At 70.1% G+C, this 22,023-nt stretch carries 22 protein-coding genes; 12 read left to right on the plus strand and 10 right to left on the minus strand.

The window, feature by feature from the left end; translation table 11 throughout:
• Positions 1-101 precede the first annotated feature (101 nt).
• From E1289_RS04260 to E1289_RS04275, 4 genes are all read right to left on the minus strand, one after another.
• Positions 102-671, minus strand: coding sequence for a dihydrofolate reductase family protein (locus tag E1289_RS04260; protein ID WP_131975453.1), 570 nt, complete (start codon positions 669-671; stop codon positions 102-104).
• Positions 672-974: 303 nt separating this feature from the next.
• Positions 975-1,163, minus strand: coding sequence for a DUF397 domain-containing protein (locus E1289_RS04265; protein WP_131975455.1), 189 nt, complete (start codon positions 1,161-1,163; stop codon positions 975-977).
• A 92-nt stretch (positions 1,164-1,255) separates the two neighbouring features.
• Positions 1,256-1,444, minus strand: a complete 189-nt coding sequence (locus tag E1289_RS04270) for a DUF397 domain-containing protein (protein ID WP_131975457.1) — start codon at positions 1,442-1,444, stop codon at positions 1,256-1,258.
• Positions 1,441-2,247, minus strand: coding sequence for a helix-turn-helix transcriptional regulator (locus tag E1289_RS04275; protein ID WP_131975459.1), 807 nt, complete (start codon positions 2,245-2,247; stop codon positions 1,441-1,443). The genes E1289_RS04270 and E1289_RS04275 overlap by 4 nt, the downstream gene beginning before the upstream one ends.
• A 103-nt stretch (positions 2,248-2,350) precedes the next feature.
• On the opposite strand from E1289_RS04275, the gene E1289_RS04280 reads away from it, so the two are divergent.
• Entirely contained in the window at positions 2,351-2,797 is a 447-nt protein-coding gene (locus tag E1289_RS04280) for an ATP-binding protein (protein WP_131975461.1), read from the plus strand.
• Between the two features lie 125 nt (positions 2,798-2,922).
• A complete protein-coding gene (locus tag E1289_RS04285) occupies positions 2,923-3,219 on the plus strand; it encodes a hypothetical protein (protein WP_131975463.1) in 297 nt (98 codons plus the stop codon).
• Between the two features lie 566 nt (positions 3,220-3,785).
• Here E1289_RS04285 and E1289_RS04295 read toward each other — a convergent pair.
• The 3 genes from E1289_RS04295 to E1289_RS04305 all read right to left on the minus strand — a co-directional run bounded on the left by E1289_RS04295 (position 3,786) and on the right by E1289_RS04305 (position 8,917).
• Positions 3,786-5,111 carry an ImmA/IrrE family metallo-endopeptidase gene (locus E1289_RS04295; protein ID WP_131975467.1) on the minus strand — a complete coding sequence of 442 codons (1,326 nt, stop codon included), beginning with the start codon at positions 5,109-5,111 and terminating at the stop codon, positions 3,786-3,788.
• Positions 5,112-5,664: 553 nt separating this feature from the next.
• Positions 5,665-6,582 (minus strand): Rieske 2Fe-2S domain-containing protein, encoded by a 918-nt coding sequence (locus tag E1289_RS04300; protein ID WP_131975469.1) that lies wholly within the window; start codon positions 6,580-6,582, stop codon positions 5,665-5,667.
• 100 nt (positions 6,583-6,682) lie between these two features.
• Positions 6,683-8,917, minus strand: a complete 2,235-nt coding sequence (locus E1289_RS04305) for a molybdopterin oxidoreductase family protein (RefSeq protein WP_131975471.1) — start codon at positions 8,915-8,917, stop codon at positions 6,683-6,685.
• A 152-nt stretch (positions 8,918-9,069) separates the two neighbouring features.
• Between E1289_RS04305 and E1289_RS04310 the strand changes: the two genes are divergently transcribed.
• Positions 9,070-9,522 (plus strand): NfeD family protein, encoded by a 453-nt coding sequence (locus E1289_RS04310; protein WP_131975473.1) that lies wholly within the window; start codon positions 9,070-9,072, stop codon positions 9,520-9,522.
• Complete coding sequence (locus E1289_RS04315; RefSeq protein ID WP_131975475.1) at positions 9,519-10,517, plus strand: SPFH domain-containing protein; 999 nt, start codon at positions 9,519-9,521, stop codon at positions 10,515-10,517. The genes E1289_RS04310 and E1289_RS04315 overlap by 4 nt, the downstream gene beginning before the upstream one ends.
• A gap of 67 nt (positions 10,518-10,584) precedes the next feature.
• Here E1289_RS04315 and E1289_RS04320 read toward each other — a convergent pair whose 3' ends face one another.
• Entirely contained in the window at positions 10,585-11,193 is a 609-nt protein-coding gene (locus tag E1289_RS04320; RefSeq protein ID WP_131975477.1) for a Uma2 family endonuclease, read from the minus strand.
• 334 nt (positions 11,194-11,527) lie between these two features.
• Here E1289_RS04320 and E1289_RS04325 point away from each other — a divergent pair, with 334 nt between their 5' ends.
• The 6 genes from E1289_RS04325 to E1289_RS04350 all read left to right on the plus strand — a co-directional run bounded on the left by E1289_RS04325 (position 11,528) and on the right by E1289_RS04350 (position 17,911).
• Positions 11,528-12,625: a CapA family protein gene (locus tag E1289_RS04325; RefSeq protein ID WP_131975525.1), complete on the plus strand. Its 1,098-nt coding sequence runs from the start codon at positions 11,528-11,530 to the stop codon at positions 12,623-12,625.
• A gap of 40 nt (positions 12,626-12,665) precedes the next feature.
• Positions 12,666-13,424, plus strand: coding sequence for a MerR family transcriptional regulator (locus tag E1289_RS04330; RefSeq protein WP_131975479.1), 759 nt, complete (start codon positions 12,666-12,668; stop codon positions 13,422-13,424).
• A complete protein-coding gene (locus tag E1289_RS04335) occupies positions 13,421-13,951 on the plus strand; it encodes a GyrI-like domain-containing protein (protein WP_131975481.1) in 531 nt (176 codons plus the stop codon). The genes E1289_RS04330 and E1289_RS04335 overlap by 4 nt, the downstream gene beginning before the upstream one ends.
• Positions 13,952-14,035: 84 nt before the next feature.
• Positions 14,036-15,838 (plus strand): SDR family oxidoreductase, encoded by a 1,803-nt coding sequence (locus tag E1289_RS04340; RefSeq protein WP_131975483.1) that lies wholly within the window; start codon positions 14,036-14,038, stop codon positions 15,836-15,838.
• A gap of 108 nt (positions 15,839-15,946) precedes the next feature.
• Positions 15,947-16,792 (plus strand): endonuclease/exonuclease/phosphatase family protein, encoded by an 846-nt coding sequence (locus tag E1289_RS04345; RefSeq protein ID WP_131975485.1) that lies wholly within the window; start codon positions 15,947-15,949, stop codon positions 16,790-16,792.
• A 54-nt stretch (positions 16,793-16,846) separates the two neighbouring features.
• Positions 16,847-17,911, plus strand: coding sequence for an MBL fold metallo-hydrolase (locus E1289_RS04350; RefSeq protein ID WP_131975487.1), 1,065 nt, complete (start codon positions 16,847-16,849; stop codon positions 17,909-17,911).
• 48 nt (positions 17,912-17,959) lie between these two features.
• On the opposite strand, the gene E1289_RS04355 is transcribed toward E1289_RS04350, so the two are convergent.
• Positions 17,960-18,523: a dihydrofolate reductase family protein gene (locus E1289_RS04355; protein ID WP_131975489.1), complete on the minus strand. Its 564-nt coding sequence runs from the start codon at positions 18,521-18,523 to the stop codon at positions 17,960-17,962.
• A gap of 253 nt (positions 18,524-18,776) precedes the next feature.
• Here E1289_RS04355 and E1289_RS04360 point away from each other — a divergent pair, with 253 nt between their 5' ends.
• Both E1289_RS04360 and E1289_RS04365 read left to right on the plus strand, forming a co-directional pair.
• Complete coding sequence (locus E1289_RS04360; protein ID WP_131975491.1) at positions 18,777-20,003, plus strand: ROK family transcriptional regulator; 1,227 nt, start codon at positions 18,777-18,779, stop codon at positions 20,001-20,003.
• Between the two features lie 101 nt (positions 20,004-20,104).
• Positions 20,105-20,734: a hypothetical protein gene (locus E1289_RS04365; RefSeq protein ID WP_207928783.1), complete on the plus strand. Its 630-nt coding sequence runs from the start codon at positions 20,105-20,107 to the stop codon at positions 20,732-20,734.
• Here the strand turns inward: E1289_RS04365 and E1289_RS04370 are convergent.
• A complete protein-coding gene (locus tag E1289_RS04370; protein ID WP_131975493.1) occupies positions 20,697-22,016 on the minus strand; it encodes a GH1 family beta-glucosidase in 1,320 nt (439 codons plus the stop codon). The two genes, E1289_RS04365 and E1289_RS04370, sit on opposite strands and share 38 nt — an antisense overlap.
• Positions 22,017-22,023 lie beyond the last annotated feature (7 nt).

Consider the following 22,023-nt stretch of genomic DNA (forward strand, 5'->3'; position numbering starts at 1 on the left):
TCGATATGTCCGCGCGTTCGGGGGCACGGCCCGCGCGGCCAACGCGACCCGAGCCGTCGTTCCGTCGCGCGGGAGCGGCCAACGTGCCAGGACAAATCACGTCAAGCCGCAACTCGCGTGGGCTGGTATCGCAGGGCGACCGCGCCCGACCGGAACTCATGGCGGGCCACGGGCTCGAGCTGGATGCGCTCACGCAGACCGGCGAACAACGTCGGCCCGTGTCCGGCAAGGACCGGATGCACAAGGAACTCGTACTCGTCGATCAGTCCCAGATCTGCCAACGCCAGGGGGAGCGTCACGCCACCCACCCACAGGCCCTCGCCTGACTCCTGCTTGAGCCGCTGCACCGCTTGCCCCAAGTCGCCTCGCACCAGCTCGGCATTCCAATCGACCCCGCTCAGCGTGCTCGACACGACGTACTTCTTCGCCCGGTCGATGGTCTCGGCGAACGGGATCTGCCACTCGTCCATCCAGGCAGGCCACGTGTCCGTGGCCGGCTTCCGCCACGCCGACTCCATCATCTCGTAGGTCACCCGGCCGAATAGCAGGGCATCGGCTCGCTTCATCTCAGCGGTCCAGTAGCGCATCGACTCCTCGTCCGGGGGGAGCCCTGCCTCGTGATGGCAGCAGCCGTCGAGCGTGACGTTGATCGAGTATCGAAGTGGTCTCATCTCGTTGCTCTCCCCTGATGCGCGCAGCGCGTTTTCACTGGACGGTACTTAGACCCCTGTCGGCGCCGTTTCTCATCGGCGCCCGATCCCACCCACTCAACACCGCCGTGATGCGAACCAGACCGCAGACCGAGCGCGCGACCGATTCGGCGCTCGGGGTGTTCAGGTTCGCAACGGGACGGCGCCCATAACGCTCGACTTCGATGCACGGTGCCACGTCACCTAGCCGTCGGCTCAGGGTCAACGACGAACGTCGCAAACGTTGCCTGACGCGGCACTAGCCGGGGTCCATCGCGTGAGGGGTCAGCTGTCCAGGTCGTTCCGCTTCACGCCCGCGACGAGTTCAGCGAAGGCGGCAGGCGACAGGCTGAGGTGACCGGAGTCCGGGGACTTGCTGTCGCGAAGGCCGACAACCCCGTCAAGCCGGGCGACCTCGACGCAGTCTGTCTGGCCGGAACTGGCGCTGCGGCTGGATTTTCTCCAAATGGTCACAGGCGTCGCTCCGCTTCAGGGGTTCGATGGGCATGCGCGAAGCTTCCCCGGCGAGCGTGAGACCCCCTCCGAGGCTGGCCACGCATTGCGGATCACGGGTTCAGTTCGCCCCGCTTGATGCGAGCAACCAGTTCGGAGAAGCACCCTGGGGACAGTGTGAGGTGTCCTGCCTGGGGAGCCTTGGAGTCCCGCATGGCGACCTTCCGGGTAAGACGGGCCACCTCAACGCAGTCTGTCTGGCCGGTGTCGGCGCTGCGGCTTGACTTTTTCCACTGGGTCACTGGTGAGCCTCCATTATTTCTCGGAGCCTGGTGCGGGTGACCTCGGGCGAGAGGGCGCGCCCGCTGGTTCGGTCGAACGCGACGGTGAGCTTGCGCAGGTCTTCCACCTCGGTCACCAGTCTTCCACGAGCAGGAGTCTCCACGAACCCGACCTCTCGCTCTGGTGTGGTGAAGATATGAAAAGCCCCTCCAAGCCCCACTTGCAGGCCGACATCGGCGGACACCAGCCGAAGCGTGACGTTAGGGAGCTCCGCCACCTCTGTGAGCCTTGCGATTTGGCCTGGTAGGAGGGTGGGTGGGATGACCGTGAGAGCAATCTCCGACAGGAGGATCGAGACGTAGGGCGGATCGGCTCGGGTGAGGACCGCCTGTCTTTCCATCCGTAGCCTGACCTGGTCTTCTATATCCGGCTCCCCCGCAAGGGTGAACGCTTCACGCGCGTATTCGGGTGTCTGGAGAAGGCCCGGCACAAAAGCGACGCCGTTCATGCGGATCACGTCGGCCAGTGACTCGTACTCGACGAACGCGAGGAACTGTGCCGGGGCCTGCATGGTCTTGGCGTAGTGGCGCAGGGCTTCCAGGAGCCCGCCTGCCTTCCACTCAAGGTCGAGGACCCGGAGGGCTTCGACAGGTGGGTGGTTTCTCCCGGCCTCCCAATTCGAGACCGTCTTGTGGTCGGCCGCCACGAGCCGTCCGACATCGGCCTGGGATTGGCGGTGCTGCTGACGGAGTTTCCGCAGCATGTAGGCCAGAAGTGACCAGAGGCCGTCCATCGGGTTGATCGACTCAGCGGTGCTGGCCATGACTCCTCCGTGACTCTCGAATCCATCCCGAGACAAAGCAAAGGTAGCGGTGAGTGTGTGAACCTGTGCGAAGAGTAAAGGATTCGTAGTGGAGGCGGCAACGATGGCGACACCCAGCGCACAGGGCGCCCTTGACGTGACCTTCCTCGCGGCCAAGACCGCCGTGGGGGAGGTGCGGATGCTCGTCGAACTGCGGCTGGCCGGCTGGGGGCTGTCCAAGCTCACCGACGATGTCTCGTTGATCGCCAGTGAGCTCGTCACCAACGCGGTCTTGCACGTCCCGGACGGAAAGATCCGGGTGACTCTCACGCGGGAGCTGAACGCGGTGCTGCTGTCGGTATGGGACTGCTCGGATGCGCGGCCGGTCCGCAAGCGCGGGCTGGAGGTAGTGGCGGGTGACGTGGCTCCGGACGCCGCGTCGCTCGACCCGGGCCACGGCGACGGCCTGGGCGGGCGTGGCCTGCCGATCGTAGAGGCGTTGTCGCTGGAGTGCGGGGTCACGCCTACGGAGCCACGCGGGAAATGGGTATGGGCGAGGGTCGGCGCGTGAGCCATGAGTGGTGCGGTGGCCGGTGGAGCCGGGAGGAGAGGCGGATGGTTCGCGGGCTGCGCAGGGCCGTGGGCCGGTGGCAACCGGTCCTTCGGTGGCGGACGCGTTGTGGGCACGAAGTCGCGGTGCGGCATCTGGATCTGCTGGCCGTCGCACTCAAAGCGCGCGGCTGGCGATATGTCCGGCTCTACGGGAGCGGAGAGTTCGCGGTTCCGGTGCCCCTGTTGTGGGTGTACGCCAGCGGCGTGACGGACGACGCCGGAGTATTGGTGAGCGTCCTGGCGACGTCCGGGGGGACGTGGGGTTATCACGACGCCCGGTGGGGTCGGTACGGCTTCCTGGCCCCCTGCGGTGACGCGAAAGCGGCGGCGGAACGCGTGGACCGCTTTCTCAAGCAGCGGTTGTTCCCCGGCACCTGGTGAGCTGGCTGTCCTATTCGAGGGCATGAAGTTGGAGCACGGCACGCGGGTTCTGTAGATCGGGCCTTCCGGTGGACGCGTCCGCCGAGTTGATCCAGCAAGTGATGGAAGGCTTCTGATGACTCCCGTCTGGTGCAATTCCAGCCAAAGAGGAGCCGACGCTGGAACGAGCGATGGCGTGGGACGTTGCGTGCCTCGGAGCAAACATCGGAGAGCGGGACTCCAAAGCCCTCGCGGCTCCCCACGTGGCGTTCGGTGCCGCCGACTGGCGTGTGTTCGTCCGCCGTGTGAAACGCGGTGAGTACGACCTGAACTAATCTGTCACAGCTCTGTGTGAGCCCTCGGCCGATGGGGGCGAGGGCTCATTGCTGTGTGTCGAGCGTTCTGGCCTGACGATGGTGGCCAGGTGCAGCGGAGCGCCTATGGAAGGATGGGCGGCGCGCTCAGCGGGTGGGCCGCCGGCGTCGGCAGGCGGTAGTGGCCGGGGGTGGTACAACCTGGTGTCGACGTTGATCAAGATGGACGTTCTCAGCGCGTCCGAGCGCGTCACGGCCTGCTGTGGCCCGCTGTTACGCCGCATCCGATAGGAGTTGGTTCTGGAGTTGGTGGCGAACGACCAGCGGGGAAACCTTGAAGGCAGCGGCTACCCGCTCCAGATCCTCCACGGTCGCCGTCTCTGGATCACTCTCCAGCACCTGAGATACGCCAGCGGCAGGAGCTAGCAGCTCTGCCGCAAATGCGCGTTCGACCTTCTGTCGATCAGTGTAAGCAGTGGTGACGAGGAAAAGGGTGTTCTGCTCCTCCCAGAGGTGGTGCCAAAGTGCGCGAGCAAGCGTGAATCTACGTGCCGACGCAGGTTGAGACTGGCCGGTCACGACGGCAGGACCATGTTGCTCCACTGGCCCTCCGGCAGCGAGAAGCCCTCGATCCGCAGAAATGTGTTCAACGCCCGATATATATGCTTTGAGCTCAAACGCATTCGTGTCGGGCATCTCCAGTGTACGGCGGACTCGTCTTGCTTGCGCCCACCCGACTTCCCAGGGGAAGGTAGATTGAGGATTGAGGTCCCGGCGCAATTCCCGTCGAAGATCCCGAACTTTTGTGTCGCGCTTATGGCCTGCTCTGATGAGTTCACTTGCGGACTCGATCCAAGCTATGGCCGTACCTATTCCCTTCGGATCAACCGCATCTAGGAAGTCAGTTAGCAAGTTTCCCGAGAAGAGTTCAGAGGCGTGCAGGATGGATTCCTGATACGGCTCTGCTTCGGAGTAAGGATCGAGGCCGAGTCTTGCGGCGGCATGACAGAATTCTACCTCGTCCGGATGTGCCTGCTGGACCGCCGCCCACTCCTTGTGCAGGGGTGTATCGTGAATACCCTTCTCTGCCAGCCTCGTCAGCACTTCCGATACTACGGACGCGAGTTCCCGTAGCACGGCGGCGGGATCGGCGAGGGCATCGCCTTGATTCAAGTAGCTGATTACTCGATCAGTGGGCGTTGACCTGTCGCGTTGCCAGGCCAGGCGTGTTTGGTTTCCTTCGGGGACTATCAGGAGATTGGGCCACAAGAACCCGTCCCCACTTCCGCGAATTGAGTGCCTGCGTAGCAGCTTGGAGGCCTGTGTTTGATCAGAGGACCAGCGGAGCGCAAGGCCGCTTGCGGGCCTGGCGTCAGACTGAATGAACCACCAGTTATAGGCAATCCACTCGGCCAGTGGGTACAGCGGACAGTAGATAGAGCGACGAGAACTGCCGGATTCCCTATCCTCAACCAGGGTGACACATTCGGAGCCTACCCAGATCTCAATGCGCGCCCAAGTGGCGGCGTGCTCTTGTGCGCGCACCGCCCCGGATGGTTCCCATTCCCATTTGATCATCAGTTCTGGGCGTGAGCTCATGACAGCCCCTCTGGCAGTTCGCTGGGCTGAAGTGGGTAGCCCTTGTACTGTCCAAGCTCTTGATTTACAAGCCTCGCCTCATAGATCACTGTGTCGAGTCGATGCCAAACGTATCGCGGGAAGTCTCCTTCCCAGGGTGCTCCGATGCGACCGGCTTCCATGGCGGTACGGAGCCATCCCGTTATTTCGTCCGGGTCGGCAAATGCCGGATCGCACTTGCTCGCATCTGCGCGTAGCCTCGGCGGACCGGCGAACGACGGGAACGATTTGTGTTCGCTGCTCCCCACGTACGATGCCCGCGCGGCGAGAGCAGCCAGGCTCACACCTTCTGGCACAGCCACCACGCTCCTTCGAAGGGGACGGCGACGACGGGGGGCTCGCATCCTCCAAGTATGCCTGTCTCCGAGCCGCGGCACCCTCATCTGGCAGGTCTACCCATCGGCTCGGCCGACACCCGCGGACGACGTTTTACCCGTTTGTCGTCTATGCGGTGGGGCCGAGCCCGGTGCGTAGAGGCTGAGCGTGGTCGGGTGGCCTTGAGCTTGCGGGACGGTTAGCCGAGGGGGCGGACTTGGATCGTTCCCGATTCGGTTACGCGGGTTTCGAAGGACGGTTGGCGGGCCGTGGCGGGGCCGTGGACGACCGCGCCGTCGCGGACGCGGAAGGTGCTGCCGTGCCAGGGGCAGATCACGCAGGTGTCGGCGTTGTCGTCGGTGACGATGCGGCCCTGGTGGAGGGGGCCGGCGAGGTGGCTGCAGCGGTCGGTCAGGACGTGGACCTCGTCGCCGGTGCGCAGGACGAACAGGCTGATGTAGCCGAGGCGGCGGTGTACCGGCCAGCCGTCCGGGAGGTCTTCGGTGCTGCACAGGTCGTGCCAGCCGAGGCTGACCAGGTGGGCGGTCTGGTCGGCATGGCTGGCGCCGCCGGCCTGGCGGAAGGCCAGGTGGCCGCCCAGGTAGCCGCCCGCCAGGAGGGCGGTGAGGCCGGCGAAGCCGAAGGCGCGGCCGGCGGCGTCGCGGCCCTGGTAGCGGGCTATGAAGGACGCCGAGTACAGGCCGCTCGCGGTCGCCATCCCCGCCGCGTGGACCAGGCCGACGCGCTGCTGTTCGCGGTGCATCGCCGACCAGTCGGCTATGCCGGTGAGGACGGTCGGGACGGCGCCGGCGAGCCCGGCGGCGACGAGGGTCTGTGACGCGCGGCGGGTGCCCGGCATGAGGTCCAGGACGGCGGCGGACATCCAGAGGCCCATGGGCAGGTCGGTCAGCGGCGGGTGCGCGGGGTGCCCGATCGGGACGCCGTGCAGAGTGTCCTTGACCGGGCCGGTGCGCAGCGTCCGCCGGACGGCCGTGGAGAGGGCGCGGATCGTGCGGTCGAGGCCGCGGGCCTGTTCGAGGCTCTCGGTGGCGTCCGCCAGCCGTGCCGAGCCCTGCGGCCGGGACATGCGCCGGAAGATGCCCGTCCTGCGGTTCATGCCCCTCCTCCGCGTGAGACGCCTGTCGCGACAGTGGTCTGCTGCGTATGTATGTGGCCAGTCATTCCTACCTGATGGCGGATGGGGCTAAACCACGGGGTCAGCGCGTCACGGGCTCAAGCGTCACGGGCACGCCGTTGAACACGGCGTTGCCGGACAGGGGGTCGATCTCCTGGTCGTCGGTGACGGCGTTCACGTTGACGCCCGCGTGGCGGTGGGCGACCTCCGTGCGGGTGCCGGGACGGTCGTGGCCCCAGCCGTGCGGGAGGCTGACGACGCCGGGCATGACGGTGTCGGTGGGTTCGGCGACGGCCTCGACGGTGCCGGTGCGGGACGTGACGCGGACGCAGTCGCCGGTGGAGATGCCGAGGCGGTCGGCGTCGGCGGGGTTGAGCTGGAGCGTGCACGTGTTGGAGCCGCGCACGAGTTCGGGGACGTTGTGCAGCCAGCTGTTGTTGGAACGCAGGTGGCGGCGCCCGATCAGGAGCATTCCGGTGGGCGCGGGGTCGCGCAGGGCCGAGTGGAGGCGGTCCACGTCGGCGGCGAACGTGGACGGGCACAGCTCAACGCGTCCCGAGGTGGTGCAGAGGACCTCGTCCAGGCGCGGTTCCAGGGCGCCGAGGTCGAGGCCGTGCGGGTGTTCGGTGCGCAGCCGGGTGAGCGTGAGGCCGGACGGTTCGGCCCCGAAACCGTCGCCGTACGGGCCGAGGCGCAGCATCATGTCGAGGCGCTGCTCGGTCGGGGTGCCGCCGTCGAGCATCTTGCGCAGTTCGCCGGGGTCGCGGCCGTGGACGGGCGAGCCCTCGGCGGCGGCGGCCTTCGTGAGCGTCGTGTTGATGACCAGCTCGTCGAGGGCGGCGGGATCGCCGTCCGTGCCGGAGGCGAGCATGGCGAGGCGGGCCAGGATCTCCGACTCGCTGGGCCGCCCGTCCGGCAGCGGCACCGCCGGCGGGGAGAAGCGCGCGTAGTTGCGGACGGCGAGGCCGACCAGCGCGAGGTCGTAGTGCGGCGTCTGCACGGGACGCGGCGGCGGCAGGACCACGTGCGCGTGCCGGGTCGTCTCGTTCAGGTAGGGGTCGACGCTGACCATGAACTCCAGGCCGGCGAGCGCGCGGTCGAGCCGGGCGGAGTTGGGGGCCGACAGCGCCGGGTTGCCGCCGATCGTGATCAGTGCCTTGACCTGGCCCTCGCCGGGCGTCTCCAGCTCGTCGACGAGGGTCGCGACGGGCAGTTCCCCGTTGACCTCGGGCAGCCCGCGGGCGCGGCTGCGCCACCGGCCGGTCGTGAACGGCCTCTTGCGCCGGTACACGGGCGCGTGGGCGGGACGCGGGAACATCGCGCCGCCGGGCCGGTCGAGGTTCCCCGTGAGGACGTTGAGGGCGTCCACGAGCCAGCTGTTGAGCGTCCCGTATGCCTGGGTGCAGGTGCCGATGCGCCCGTAGACGGCGGCGCGCCCGGCCGCGGCCAGCTCGCGGGCCGTCCGGCGGATCGTGCCGGCGGGGACGCCCGTGATCTCCGCGACGCGCTCGGGGGCGAAGTCGACGGCGAGGGCGCGCAGGTCGTCCAGGCCGTTGACGCGCCCGGCCAGGTGTTCCGGGGACGCGGTCAGGTCCTCGGCGAACAGCGTGTGGACGAGCGCCATCAGCAGGAACGCGTCCGTCCCGGGGCGGAGGAACAGGTGCTCGTCGGCGAGGGCGGCCGTCCGCGTGCGGCGGGGGTCGACCACGACGACCTTCCCGCCGCGCGCCCGGATCGCCTTGAGCCGGCCCGGGAAGTCCGGCGCCGAGCACAGGCTGCCGTTCGATTCGAGGGGGTTCGCGCCGAGCATGAGGAGATGGTCGGTGCGGTCCAGGTCCGGCACGGGGATCGCGAGGGGGTCGCCGAACATGTGCCCGCACGACACGTGCTTCGGCATCTGGTCGGCGGTGCTGGCCGTGAACAGGTTGCGGGTGCCGATGGCCTTGACGATCGCGCCCGCGTAGAGGGGACCGGCAAGCGAATGCGCGGTCGGGTTGCCGATGTAGACGGCGACGGAGTCCCGGCCGTGCTTCGCGATGACGGCGGACAGCTCGCGCCGGACGGTCTCGAACGCCTCGTCCCAGCCCACCTCGTCCCAGTCCGCCGCGGCGCTCCGGACGAGTGGCGCGGCCAGCCGGTCGGGGTCGCCGTCGAGACTGCCGAGAGTCGCGCCCTTGGGGCAGATGAACCCCTGGCTGAACGGGTCCTTCCCGTCGCCCCGTACGCGGGTCACGGTTCCCGCGTCGTCAAGGGTGAGTTCGAGGCCGCACAGGGCTTCGCAGAGGGGACAGGTGCGGAAAGCCGTGCGGTCGCCCATCGGGACACTCCTCGTAAATAGTTCCTTTCCATCATGGCCTGTCCTGGCCTGGGGGCGCCATGACGCGAGACGTCATGACCGGGCATGGCCGAGACGTGGATTTTGGAGTTACCTTTGCGGGGAGGGCTTTCGGGCAGCCGTGAGGAGCTGCTATGGAGTCGTGGGTCGTCTGGCTGGTCGTCGCCGCGCTGCTCGGAATCGCCGAGATCTTCACGCTCACGTTCGTGCTGGGCCTGCTGGCCGCCGCCGCCCTGGCGGCCGGCCTCGCCGGCGCGCTCGGTCTCCCCTTCGCCGCCCAGGTCGCGGTGTTCGCCATCGGTTCCGTCGCGGGGCTCGCCGTCGTCCGGCCCATCGCGCACCGCCATATCACCCGGCCGCCGCCGCTGCGCTCGGGCACCGCCGCGCTCGTCGGCCGCGAGGCGCTCACCCTCACCGAGGTGAACCGCCGCGGCGGGCGCGCCCTGATCGGCGGTGAGGAGTGGACGGCCCGCCCCTACGACCCCGACCTGGTCATCCCGGCCGACGCCGTCGCCGACGTCCTCGCCATCGAAGGGGCGACCGCACTGCTCTATCCGGTCTCGTCCTCGAATGAGGGGCAGCCATGACCGACATCGCCGTCACCGTCCTCATCGCCCTGGCCGCCGGGCTGGCCCTGCTCGTCAGCGCGATGATGCGGGCCGTGTGGATCATCCCGCAGGCGCGGGCCCGCAACGTGGAGCGCCTCGGCCGCTACCACCGCACGCTCGAACCGGGCATCAGCTTCGTCATCCCGTTCGTCGACCGGGTGAAGACCAGCATCGACCTGCGCGAGCAGGTGGTCTCGTTCGGGGCGCAGCCGGTCATCACCGAGGACAACGTCGTCGTCCACATCGACACCGTGCTGTTCTTCCAGGTGACCGACCCGCGCGCCGCCGACTACGAGATCGTCGACTACATCAAGGCGATCGAGCAGCTCACCGCGACGACCCTCCGCAACGTCATCGGCACCCTGGACCTGGAGGCCACGCTGACCTCCCGCGACCGGATCAACACGGCGCTGCGCGGGGTGCTGGACGACGCGTCCGGCAAATGGGGCATCCGCGTCACCCGCGTGGAGATCAAGGCGATCGAGCCGCCGCCGTCCATCAAGGACGCGATGGAGAAGCAGATGCGCGCCGAGCGGGAGAAGCGCGCCGCGATCCTGACCGCCGAGGGCGCCCGCGCGTCCAAGATCCTCACCGCGGAGGGCGAGAAGCAGTCGACGATCCTGCGCGCCGAGGGCTCCCGGGAGGCCGCGATCCTGGAGGCCGAGGGCGAGGCCGCCGCGATCGAACGGGTCTTCAGCACGATCCACGAGGCCGACCCGGACCCGAAGCTCCTCGCCTACCAGTACCTGCAGACCCTCCCGAAACTGGCCGAAGGCAAGGGCAGCACCTTCTGGGTCATCCCCAGCGAGGTCACGACCGCGCTGAAGGCCGTCTCCGGCGCCTTCGGCGGCTCCCTGGACGAGGCCGCATCCGCGCTGGAAAAGACCACGGCCCAGACCGACCCCAAAGAACTGCCCGACCCCGAAGCCCCCTACGAACTACCCCGGGGAAACCGCCAGAAAGCAGAACACTGACCGGCCGATCAGACGCTCTCCAACTCGGCGTGGGGACGGGAAGCGGCCGGGCGGGGGGAGGCCGGAGTCAGGCGGTTTCCAGGTCGGAGAACGTCACACTCACCTTCATGCCCTCTGGGAGTTCGGTTTCGAGGGCCCCGCGGTGGACGGCGACGAGCTGGTAGTTCCGGGCACTCCAGTCGAGCCGGTGTTCTTCGATCGCTACGATCTGCCCGTCCTCCATGATGACGATCAGGTAGGCGGGGATGCGTTGCGCCGCGTATTCTGCGCGCTTGTCGTTGAAGTCGACCTCGTCGTCGCTCGATGTGATCTCGATGGCGGTAATGACGTCGTCCGACCAGAGCTTCGCGCCACGCTCGACGCAGTGCATGACACTGATGTCAGGCCGCCGCAGGGTGAAACGCCTGTTTCGTCGACTTGCGTGCGGATTTGAGTACCGGTAGCGCATGTCTGCGTCCTGGACGACGCTGATACACGGCTTCGGCGGACGAGCGGCCTTCAACGCCATCGCCAGGTTGAGGGAAACATACTGGTGTTCCAGGCTCGGGGACTCGCAGAAGACGACCCTGCCGCCGACGACCTCGATGGTCTTGCAGACCTCGGAAGGCAGGGCCTCGTACTCCTCTTCGGTGATGAAGAAGATCGAGGGGTCCGTTGCCCAGGCGGGGAGGGGCATGTGCGGCTCCTAGCACTCGGTCCGGTACCTGGCCAGAGCCTATAGCGCCACGTCAGGGCTCGTGGGGGACGGGAAGCGGCCGGGCGGGGGAGGCCGCCCGGCCGCTTCGGGGGCGTGTCCCCGCAGAGGACACGCCCCGTGAGGGAGGCCCCGAGGCAGTGGGCCGTCCCTCCGGAGAAGGCTTGGGGCTCGGCTCCACCTAACCCCAAGTACCTGAACGCTTCAAGTTTTTGAAACGCATGTCTTTGTGAGTGTGCCGGGTGCGCATGGCATGCTTGGGCGTCCGACCCGGGAGGTCCAAGGGGGCCGGGACGACGCAGGTGAGGCGATGAGCATGCGCGGAAGGACGGCCGTGGCCGCGGCCATGGCGGGGACGCTGGCGCTGACGGCGGCGGCGTGCGGCAGTTCGGGCGACTCCGAGGCGTCGGGTGCGACGTCGCCGCCCGCGAAGTCCGGCGCACCCTCGGGCGGGGCGCGGCCGGCGCCGCCCGCCAAGGAGCCGATCATCCTCGCGTTCGGCGGCGATGTGCACTTCGAGGGCATCCTGCGGCCCCGCCTCGGCAACCCCAAGACCGCGCTCGGGCCGATCGCCAAGAAGCTGCGCGTCGCCGACCTCGCCATGGTCAACCTGGAGACGGCCATCACGACGGGCGGTACGCCCGCGCCCGGCAAGCAGTTCACCTTCCGCGCCCCGGCGACCGCGCTCACCGCGCTCAAGGCCGCCGGCGTGGACGTCACGTCCATGGCCAACAACCACGGCATGGACTACATGGAGGGCGGGCTACGCGATTCCTTGGCCGCCATCAAGCGCGCCCGGCTCCCGACCGTTGGGATCGGCAAGAACGCTGACGAGGCTTACCGTCCCTACCGGGTGACCGTTAAGGGCAACAAGCTCGCCATTGTTGGGGCGACACAGGTGCTGGATGACCACCTGATCCAGGCGTGGACGGCCACGGACACCCAGGGCGGGCTTGCCTCTGCCAAGGACGTCCCGCGGATGGTCCAGGCGGTGAAGGAGGCCAGCAAGGGTTCCGACGTCGTCATCGTCCACCTGCACTGGGGTGCGGAGCTGGAGCCCTGCCCGCTGCCGCGGCAGAAGGAACTCGCCGAGAAGCTCATCGCGGCGGGCGCCGACATCCTCGTTGGCGGTCACCAGCACATCCTGGCCGGCGGCGGTTACCAGAACGGCGCGTACGTCCACTACGGCATGGGGAACTTCGTGTTCTACTCCGCGAACGGCAAGACGGCGGAGTCCGGTGTGCTGTACCTGAAGGTGGAGAACGGCAAGGTCACCAAGGACAAGTGGGACCCCGCCCAGATCTCCGGCGGCATCCCGATCCCGCTGAAGGGCGCCCAGGCGAAGGCGGCCGTCCAGCGGTGGGACAACCTGCGGGCCTGCACCGGGCTCAACGCTCGCCCGACCGCGGGCTGAGCTGGACTCTCCCACCGGGGGAGACGTCAGGGTGGTGCCCGTGAGCAAGAATCTCCTGCCGATCGGACGCTTCGCCCGGCTGTGCCGGCTGAGCGTCAAGCAACTCCGGCACTACGACGACCTGGGGCTGCTCGCCCCGGCGTGGACGGACCCCGCGTCCGGCTACCGCTACTACCGGCCGGCCCAGGCGCGGGACGCGCTGATGATCGGCCTGCTGCGGGCCATGGACGTCCCGTTGCCGGTCGTGGCGCGCGTCCTGTCCGGGGACGAGCGCGACGAGCTGAAGGCGGCGCGGGACCGCATCGAGGCCGATGTCGCCAGGCGGCAGCGCGGGCTGCGGCTCCTGGACCGGGTGCTCGCCGAGGGGCTGCCGGAGCACGAGGTGTCGGTCGTCCGGGAACCGGCGCGGCGGGTGTTCGCCGCCCGCGAGCCCGCGACGCCCGCGACGATCCCGGACGCGACGGGGGCGTGCGTGGCCCGGCTGCTGCCCCGGATGTCGCGCGGCGGCCTGCTGGTCGGGCTGTTCCCGCTGGACATGGCGGAGGAGTTCGACGTCCGGGTGACCGTCGAGGCGGCGGACGGCGACGACCTCCTGCCCGGCGGTGCGTTCGCCTCGGCCCTCCATGTCGGCCCGTACGAGGAGATTCCGCTCACCGTCCATGGCGTGCTCGCGTGGTTCGGCGACCACGGGCACACGCCCGCGGGGCCCGTCCGCGAGGTGTACCTCAGCGACCCCGCGACCACGCCGCCCGAGCGCCTGGAGACCCGGGTGCAGATACGAGTGGAGGACTCCCAGTGAGTTGGTACGAGGCGGCGGAAGAACCGGAACTGGTGGAGCACGGCCCCGTGTCGGGCCTGGCCGTTACCGGACGAGGTGAGCCGGGAGGCGCGGCCTACAGCCAGAGCGTGGGCGCGCTCTATGCCGTCATGGGTGCGCTCGATGCGCCGATGGTGCCGCTGGAAGGACGCTGGTGGGTCGAGGACGAGCGCTCACCGTTCGATGTGCCGCGCGACGAGTGGTGGTGGCACCTGTTCCTCCGGCTCCCGGACGGCCCCATGCCGGTCGACCGGGCCTGCGAGCAGGTACGGCCAGGGATGCCCGCGGCGTGCCGCGTCCAGCACGTCACGTTCACCGACGGGTTGTGCGTCCAGATGCTTCACCGGGGGCCGTACTCGGACGAGCCTGCGTCCCTCGCCCGCATGGCCGCGCTCATCGAGGCGGAGGGCCGCACCCGGAACGGCCTGCACCACGAGATCTACCTGTCGGATCCCGGCGAGACCGACCCGGAGAAGATGCGCACGATCCTCCGCCAGCCCGTCCGGTAGGCGGGACCGCGCGCTGTCGGCGGCCTCCCGGACGGGCGTAGTTTCACGGGGAACGAGCTCTTACGGACCGGGGTGGGCGGCGTCATGGGTGACCTGCGGGTGAAGTCGGGCGAGATCGAGCTGGCGGTGCGGGTGCGCGGCGCGGAGCACCGGCCGACGGTCGTCCTCGTCCACGGCTACCCGGACACGAGCGCGATGTGGGACGAGGTGGCCGAGCGGCTCGGCGGGCGGTTCCGCGTCGTCGCCTACGACGTGCGGGGCGCCGGCGCGTCGAGCACCCCCGCCGACCCGCTCGACTACCGGCTCGACGCGCTGATGGGCGACCTGAAGGCGGTGCTCGACGGGGTCGGTGCCGATGAGCCGGTGCATCTGGTGGGGCATGACTGGGGCTCGGTGCAGGGCTGGGAGGCCGTCATCGGGGACCGGTTGCGGGGCCGCATCGCGTCCTTCACCTCGATCTCCGGCCCGGACCGGCGGCACATGGCGCGCTGGGCGCGGGAGGCCGTCCGGTCCGGGCCGCGCGGGGTGGCGGAGGTCGTCGGGCAGGCGCGGCGGAGCGTCTACATGCCGGTGCTGATGGCGCCGAAGCTGGGGGAGGCCGCGGCGCGCGTCCTGGCCACGGGCTTCCCGCGCCTGCTGGGGCTGCGCGAGGGCGCCGAGCCGCGGTCCGGTCACCCGGCGGCCACCCTGGCGGCGGACGCGCGCAACGGGCTCGGCCTGTACCGGGCGAACATGGGCCGCCGCGGTGGGCGCGGTGCGGGCGGGTCCGGACGTGCCGACCAGGGCCGGACGGACGTGCCCGTGCAGCTCATCGTGCCGACCAAGGACAGGTACGGGTCGCGGTCGCTGCTGCTGTCGGCCCGCGGCCCGGTGGCGCGGCTGTACGTGCGGCGCGCGCCCGCCGGGCACTGGGTGGCGCGCAGCCACCCGGACCTCATCGCCCGCTGGGTCACCGAGTTCGTGGAGCACATCGAGGGCGGACCGGAGACACCGGCTCTCGCCCAAGCGCGCGCGGCGGGAGTGCCCGGCAGGGACTTCGGGGGCGATCTCGTCGTCGTCACCGGTGCGGGCAGCGGTATCGGCCGCGCCACCGCCCAAGCCTTCGCCGCAGAAGGGGGACGGGTGGTCGTCGCAGACATCGATGAGGGCGCGGCCAAGCGCACCGTGGACGAGATCACCGCGGCCGGTGGCGAGGCCCACCCGTACAGCGTCGATGTCGCCGACGCGGACGCGATGGAACGGTTCGCCGACTACGTCCGCGACTCCTTCGGCGTACCGGACGTCGTCGTCAACAACGCGGGCATCGCCATGGCCGGCTCACTCCTCGACACACCGGAGGAGGACTGGGCGCGCATCCGCGCCATCAACGTGGACGGCATGTACCGGGGGTGCCGCCTGTTCGGGCGGCAGATGATGGAGCGCGGCGAGGGCGGCCACATCGTCAACATCTCGTCGATGGTGGCGTACCTGCCGAACCCCGAACTGCCCGCCTACGGGGCGACCAAGGCGGCGGTGCTCCAGATGACCGAGTGCTTCCGCCTGGATATGGACCGCTACGGCGTCGGCGTAACCGCCATCTGCCCCGGAGCGATCGACACGCCCATCACCGGCCGGACCCGCTTCATTGGCATGGCGCCCGGCGTGGACGACGAACTGCGTGAGCGGATGGGACGCGCGGTAGAGCGGCGGGGATTCCCTCCAGAGAAGGTCGCACGGGCCGTCTTGCGGGCGGTCCGGCAGGACACCCCGGTCGTCTACGTCGCCGCAGAAGCCCGCCTGGGCCGCGCCCTATCTCGCGTGTCGCCGACCGCGAACCGGGCGATCGGCCGCATCGGCCGCCGCGCGGGAGACCGGTTCCTGGCGGACGTGGGACGCCGCCACGGCTGACCCGGCCGAGCGGGGCAGTATCTCGGACGTGAACGACTGCGCGTGCAAGCCCCGATTCGGTATTCGGGGAGAACAAGCCCGGCTGGCGGGCCCCCGTAGAGTGCGTGCATGGCCACATGGGACGACGCCGCGCCGGACGAGGAGGGAGCGGGCGTGAGGGTGCGCGTTCTCACCCTGAACACGCTGTTCCAGGGCCATTCCCGAGCCCGCCTCGGCGTGCTGGCCGGAATTCTGGAGAGCGCCGACTACGACGTGGTCTGCCTCCAGGAGGTCATTTCGCCGCTGAACCTGACCCGTTTGCGGCGCGCCGTGAAGTCGTACCCGCATGTCGCGCACGCGTCGGCCTTCCCGGTGGTGCGCGGCGGTCTGGTGACCCTCTCCCGCCTGCCGATCGTCCGCCGGACCTACCGCGCGTTCACCCCCACCCGCCCGGCGCGCCCGGAATGGCTGATGCGCAAGGGCGCCCTTTTCACGCGCGTCCGCCTGCCCGGCCCCGGCGGTTTCCTGACGGTCGTGAACACGCACCTGTCCGCGAACATGGACATGGACTGGGCCCCGTCCAACGTGTACACGAAGACCGAGGAATCCGAACTGCGCGAACTCGCCGCACACATCGGCAGGATGGACGCGGCGGAAACCATGGTCGTCATGGGCGACTTCAACGTCCCCCGCGACCATCGCCTTTTCCGGGACTTCGCGTCCACCGCCGGTTTGAAGGACGCCCTCGCCGGCGACACCGCCACCACTTTCAACCCCGACTATGCCTCGATCGGGCCCATTGACCAGATGCTCATCAGGCCGGGCATGGACGCCACCGCCCGCGTGGTCTTCAAGGACCGCATCCGCCTGCCCGATGGCACCGAGACGTATCTGTCCGACCACTACGGCATAGAGGCCACCATCACCGCCACCGGCACGGGTGGCGGCACGGCCCCCACCCGCGCGGCCGGGTAGGGCCGCGGCCGGTCATGATCGTCGACCCGCCTCCCCGGGGTTTAGGCTGCCGGTATGTGCGAGACGGCAGGGACACCCGGGGAGGCGTCGGCGGCCATGCCGCGCCCGGCGGCGGGGACGGCGGTCGATCCGATCGCGCTGGAACCGGTGGACGAGGTCGAGATCCTGACCCTGGTCGACAACGTGTACGACGCCCTGCTCACCGGCGACGAGCGCACCCGCCGCGCGGGCTTCGGCGCCGGTGCGGTGACCGCGCGGCAGTTCGACGGCGACCGGACCTTCACCGGGATGATCGCGGAGCACGGGTTCGCCGCGCTGGTCACCGTGCGCCGGGCGGGCCGCTCCCACACGCTGCTGTTCGACACGGGCCTGTCCCCGGACGCGATGGTGACCAACGCCGACCGGCTGGGCATCGACCTCGGCGGCATCGAGGCCGTGGTGCTCAGCCACGGGCACTTCGACCACGCGGGCGGGCTGGCCGGGCTGGCGGGCTCCCGCGGCGTCCGGTCGCTGCCGATGGTGCTGCACCCCCTGGTGTGGACGAGGCGCCGGCTGGCGGTCCCCGGCAAGGAGGTGGAGGAGCTCCCCACGCTGAGCAAGCGTGCCCTGGAGGGGGAGGGCTTCGCGGTGGTCGAACGCCGGGTGCCCTCGCTCCTCCTGGACGGCAGCGTGCTGATCACCGGCGAGGTCGACCGCACCACCGAGTTCGAGCGCGGCATGCCGCCCCCGCACCAGGCGTGGACGGGCGGCGAGTGGGTGCACGACCCGCTGGTGACCGACGACCAGGCCCTCATCGTGAACGTCCGCGACCGTGGCCTCGTCGTGCTGACGGGCTGCGGTCACGCGGGCGCGGTCAACATCGTGCGGCACGCGCGGCGGCTGACCGGCGTCGACCGGCTGCACGCCCTCCTCGGCGGGTTCCACCTGGGCGGCCCCGCTTTCGAACCGATCATCCCGCCCACCGTCCAGGCGCTGACCGAGTTCGCCCCGAGCCTCGTGGTCCCCGGCCACTGCACGGGCTGGCGGGCCCAGCACGCGCTGGCCGCCGCCCTGCCCGACGCCTGGGTGCAGGGCAGCAGCGGCACCACCTACCGCCTGTCCGCCGCGTCCGCCGCCTGATCCCGGCCCGACCGCCCCCCTGCGGCCGCGGCGAGCGGTGCGCCGCGGTCAGGAGCGCTTCGGTTCGAGGTGCAGGGCGGTGATCCCGCAGTCGAACGGGCGTGCCGTGACGAGCTGGAACCGCTGGTGGCCGTCCAGGCCGGGGAACACGGGCAGCCCCGCGCCCAGCGAGGACGGGTTGACGAACAGGTGGAGTTCGTCGATCAGCTCCCGCGCGATCAGGTCCGTCACGAGCGTGCTGCCCCCGTAGACGATGAGGTCGCCGCCGGGCCGCGCCTTCAGCCCGTTCACGAGCTCGGTGAGGTCGCCTCCCGCGATGGTCGCGTTCTTCCACGGCGACTCGGTGAGCGAGTCGGAGACGACGACCTTGGGGGTGTTGTTCATCCAGTCGATGGACGCCTGGTCCTCGCCCTCCGGCTCGGACTCCCAGGCGGGGATGAAGCCCTCGGCGAGCTTGCGGCCCAGCACGATGGTGTCGACCGAGTCGGTGAGCGCGTTGACGTGGGCGCTGATGTCGTCGGTCCAGGGGAAGGTCATCCAGTCCATCTCGCCGTTCGGGGCGGCCATGTAGCCGTCGAGGGAGGTCTGGACCTGGAGCTTGAGCCTGCGCATGGGTTTCGTCCTTTCGAGTCCGGTCGGGGCGGCGGGCCGACCCGCCTCCCCAGGCCCGCACACTGGCGGAACCCGTTTACGGGATCTTTACGGCCGCCTTCCCGCGCCACCTGGCGTGCCCGGACGGGCAGGCGAATCACCGGAACGTCCGGTGTCCGATCGTTGCGCGGCGGGGGCCGAAGCCGGACCGGGCGGGCGACGGAACGGGTCCCCTTGGGTAACTTGGCGGTGTCACGTCGGGAGAGGAGGAGCCATGTCGTCCTCGACCGTGTCGGGGGCCATCGGCACGGGACGGCGGGCTCCGCAGGCGGCACGGCGGCGCAACCTCGGGGTGGTGCTGCGGGAGGTGCACCGCGACGGGGCCGTGTCGCGGACCGAGCTCGCCGACCGGATGGGCGTCAACCGGAGCACGATCCTCACGCTGATCAGCAAGCTCGCGGGCACCGGCCTGGTGCGCGAGGAGACGTCGGCGACGACGGGCCGCGCCGGGCGGCCGTCGCTGGTGGTCCGTCCCGAGACCCGCCGGGTGTACGTGCTGGCCTTCGACGTCGCGGTGGACCGGCTCGTCGCCGCCAGGGTCGGGCTCGGCGGCACGGTGCTGGAGCGCAGGGAGGCGGCACGGCGCCGCGGTGACGACGACCTCGACGAGATCGTCGCCGTCCTCGCCGGCTTCGGCGCCGCGCTGGTGGCCGCCGCGCCGCCGGACGCGAAGTGCGTCGGTGTCGGCGCGTCCTACTGCGGCCTGATCAGGGCCGCGGACGGGAAGGTGCGGCTGGTGCCCACCATCGGCTGGACCGACCTCGACTTCGGTCCGGCGCTCGGCCGGCGCCTGGGGCTCGGGCTGCCCGTGGCCGTCGGCAACGAGGGCCACCTGGGGGCGCTGGCCGAGCACGAGCGCGGCGCGGGCGCCGGCAGCCGGAACCTCGTCTACCTCCACGGCGACGTGGGCGTGGGCGGCGGCATCATCGTCGGCGGCAGGCTGCTGGACGGTGACGAGGGCTACGCCGCCGAACTCGGGCACATGATCGTCAACCCCTACGGCGGGCGGCCCTGCAACTGCGGTTCGCGCGGCTGCCTGGAGGCGGAGGTCGGCGAGGCGGCGCTGCTGGAGGCGGCCGGACGCACCGGCGGGCCGCTCGGCCGCGAAGGCGTCCGGGCCGCCGTGCGGGCGGCGCGGCACGGCGACGCGGCCGCCCGCGCGGCGCTGGACCGGGTCGGCGACTGGCTCGGCATCGGCGTCGTCAACCTGATCAACCTGTTCAACCCCGGCGTCGTGGTCTTCGGCGGCATGCTGAGCGAGATCTACCGCGGCGCCGCGGCCCAGGTGGACGCCCGCGTGCAGGCGGGCGTCCTGCCCGTCTCCCGGGAGCGCGTCGCGCTCCGGACGGCGGCCCTCGGCTACGACTCGACCCTCGCGGGCGCGGCCGAGCTGGGCTTCGCCGCACTGCTGGCGGACCCCGTGGGCACGCTGGGCCGCTGACCTCGATTCACCCCCGCGGGGGATCGGTGCCGGTCCCGGGAGGGAGGTCCCGGCAGGGGCGCGCCGCAGAGCATGAAGGCGTTCACACGAAGGAGGACGCCATGACCACCGCCCGCCCGGTTCCCCGATGGGCCGACGTCGTAGCCCACATCATCCCGCTCACCGTGCTGCCGTCCGGACTGTGGCGCATCGCGCTCGGCCTCGGGGTGCCGGTGGGATTCACCGAGGGGAGCGAGCTCACCGACTTCCCGCACCCGATCGGGACGCCCTACGTCTTCTCCCTGAGCATCCTCGCGGAGCTCTTCGCGCTGCTCGCGATCGGGCTGGTGCGTCCCTGGGGCGAGGTCTTCCCGCGCTGGTTCCCGCTGGTCGCCGAGCGCCGGGTGCCCGTCTCGTTCGCCGTCGGGGCGGCCTCGCTCGGCGCCGCCGCGGTCACGTACCTCAGCGTGGACACGGCGTTCGTCTGGAGCGAGGCCATGGCGCTGCCCGGGAGCCCGGACGGGTTCGCGGAGACCGTGATGACCGCCGCCTACGCGCCCTGCCTCGCCTGGGGGCCGCTGCTGGCGGTCCTGACCGTCCACTACTGCTACCGCCGCCGGGCGCAGCGGGCGGATGCCGGGCATTCGGACCTCCCGGGCGCAAGCGGGCGTGAGCAGGCCACCGGCGAGCACCCGGGCGGCGCCGTCCGCGAGGTCAGCGCGACCCGACTGGCCCGCGGGAGGACGCGATGAGGTCGCGGTACCAGGTGAAGGACTTCTTCGGCGTGCGCTTCTGGGTCTCGTAGTCCACGTGGACGAGGCCGAACCGCGGGTGGTAGCCCTCCGACCATTCGAAGTTGTCCAGGAGGGACCAGGCGTAGTAGCCGCGGATGTCGATGCCCTCGTCGATGGCGGTCCGCACGGCCTTGATGTGGGCGTCCAGGAAGTCGATGCGGGCGGAGTCGTCCACGGTGCCGTCCGGGCCGATCTCGTCCGGGTAGGAGCAGCCGTTCTCGGTGATGTAGAGCGGGGGCAGGTCGTACCTGGAGTGGAGCGTACGCAGCAGTGAGAGGAACGCGTCGGGGACGATCGGCCAGCCCATCCCGGTCGTCGGGTACTCGGTGATGTCCACGATGTCGAAGGGAAGCGGCCCTTCGGACGGCGTCGCCAGCCGGGTCGGCTGGTAGTAGTTCACGCCGAGGAAGTCGAGGGGGGCGGCGATGACGGAGAGGTCCTCGGGACGGACGAACGGTGCCCCGTCCAGGAGATCGGGGTAGCGGCCGGTCAGCACGGGGTCGGTGAACAGCCGGTTCATGAAGGCGTCGAAGGCGTCCGCGGCGGGCTGGTCCTCGGGGGTCGCCGCCCACGCCGGGGAGTAGTGGTTCGTCAGGCCGACCTTGCGGGCGTTCCTGCTGCGCAGGGCGTGCACGGCCAAGCCGTGGGCGAGCAGCTGGTGGTGCGCGGTGGGGAGCGCGTCGAGCATGAGCGTCCGGCCGGGGGCGTAGACGCCGAACGCGTACCCGTAGGCCGTCACGACCACCGGCTCGTTGAGGGTTATCCACATGTCGACGCGGTCGGCGAGCCGCTCGGCGGCCAGGTAGGAGAATTCGGCGAACCGGTAGGCGGTGTCACGTTCCATCCAGCCGCCCGCGTCTTCGAGCGGCTGAGGGAGGTCCCAGTGGTAGAGCGTCGCGGCGGGGGCGATGCCGGCGGCGAGCAGCCCGTCCACCAGCCGGTCGTAGAAGTCGAGCCCCCTGGTGTTGACGGGACCGATCCCGGCGGGTTGGACGCGCGGCCACGCGATCGAGAACCGGTAGGAGCCGACACCGAGGTCCTTCATGAGCGCGATGTCCGCGGGCCACCGGTGATAGTGGTCACAGGCGACGTCGCCGGTGTGGCCGTCGCGGACGCGTCCCGGCGTGTGGGAGAACGTGTCCCAGATGGACGGGCCCCGCCCGTCCTCGTCCACCGCGCCCTCGACCTGGTACGCGGCGGTGGCGACACCCCAGCGGAACCCGGCTTCCGGCAGCCCCATCGCGCCC

The organism is Actinomadura sp. 6K520 (genome assembly GCF_004349245.1).
GTDB lineage: Bacteria > Actinomycetota > Actinomycetes > Streptosporangiales > Streptosporangiaceae > Spirillospora.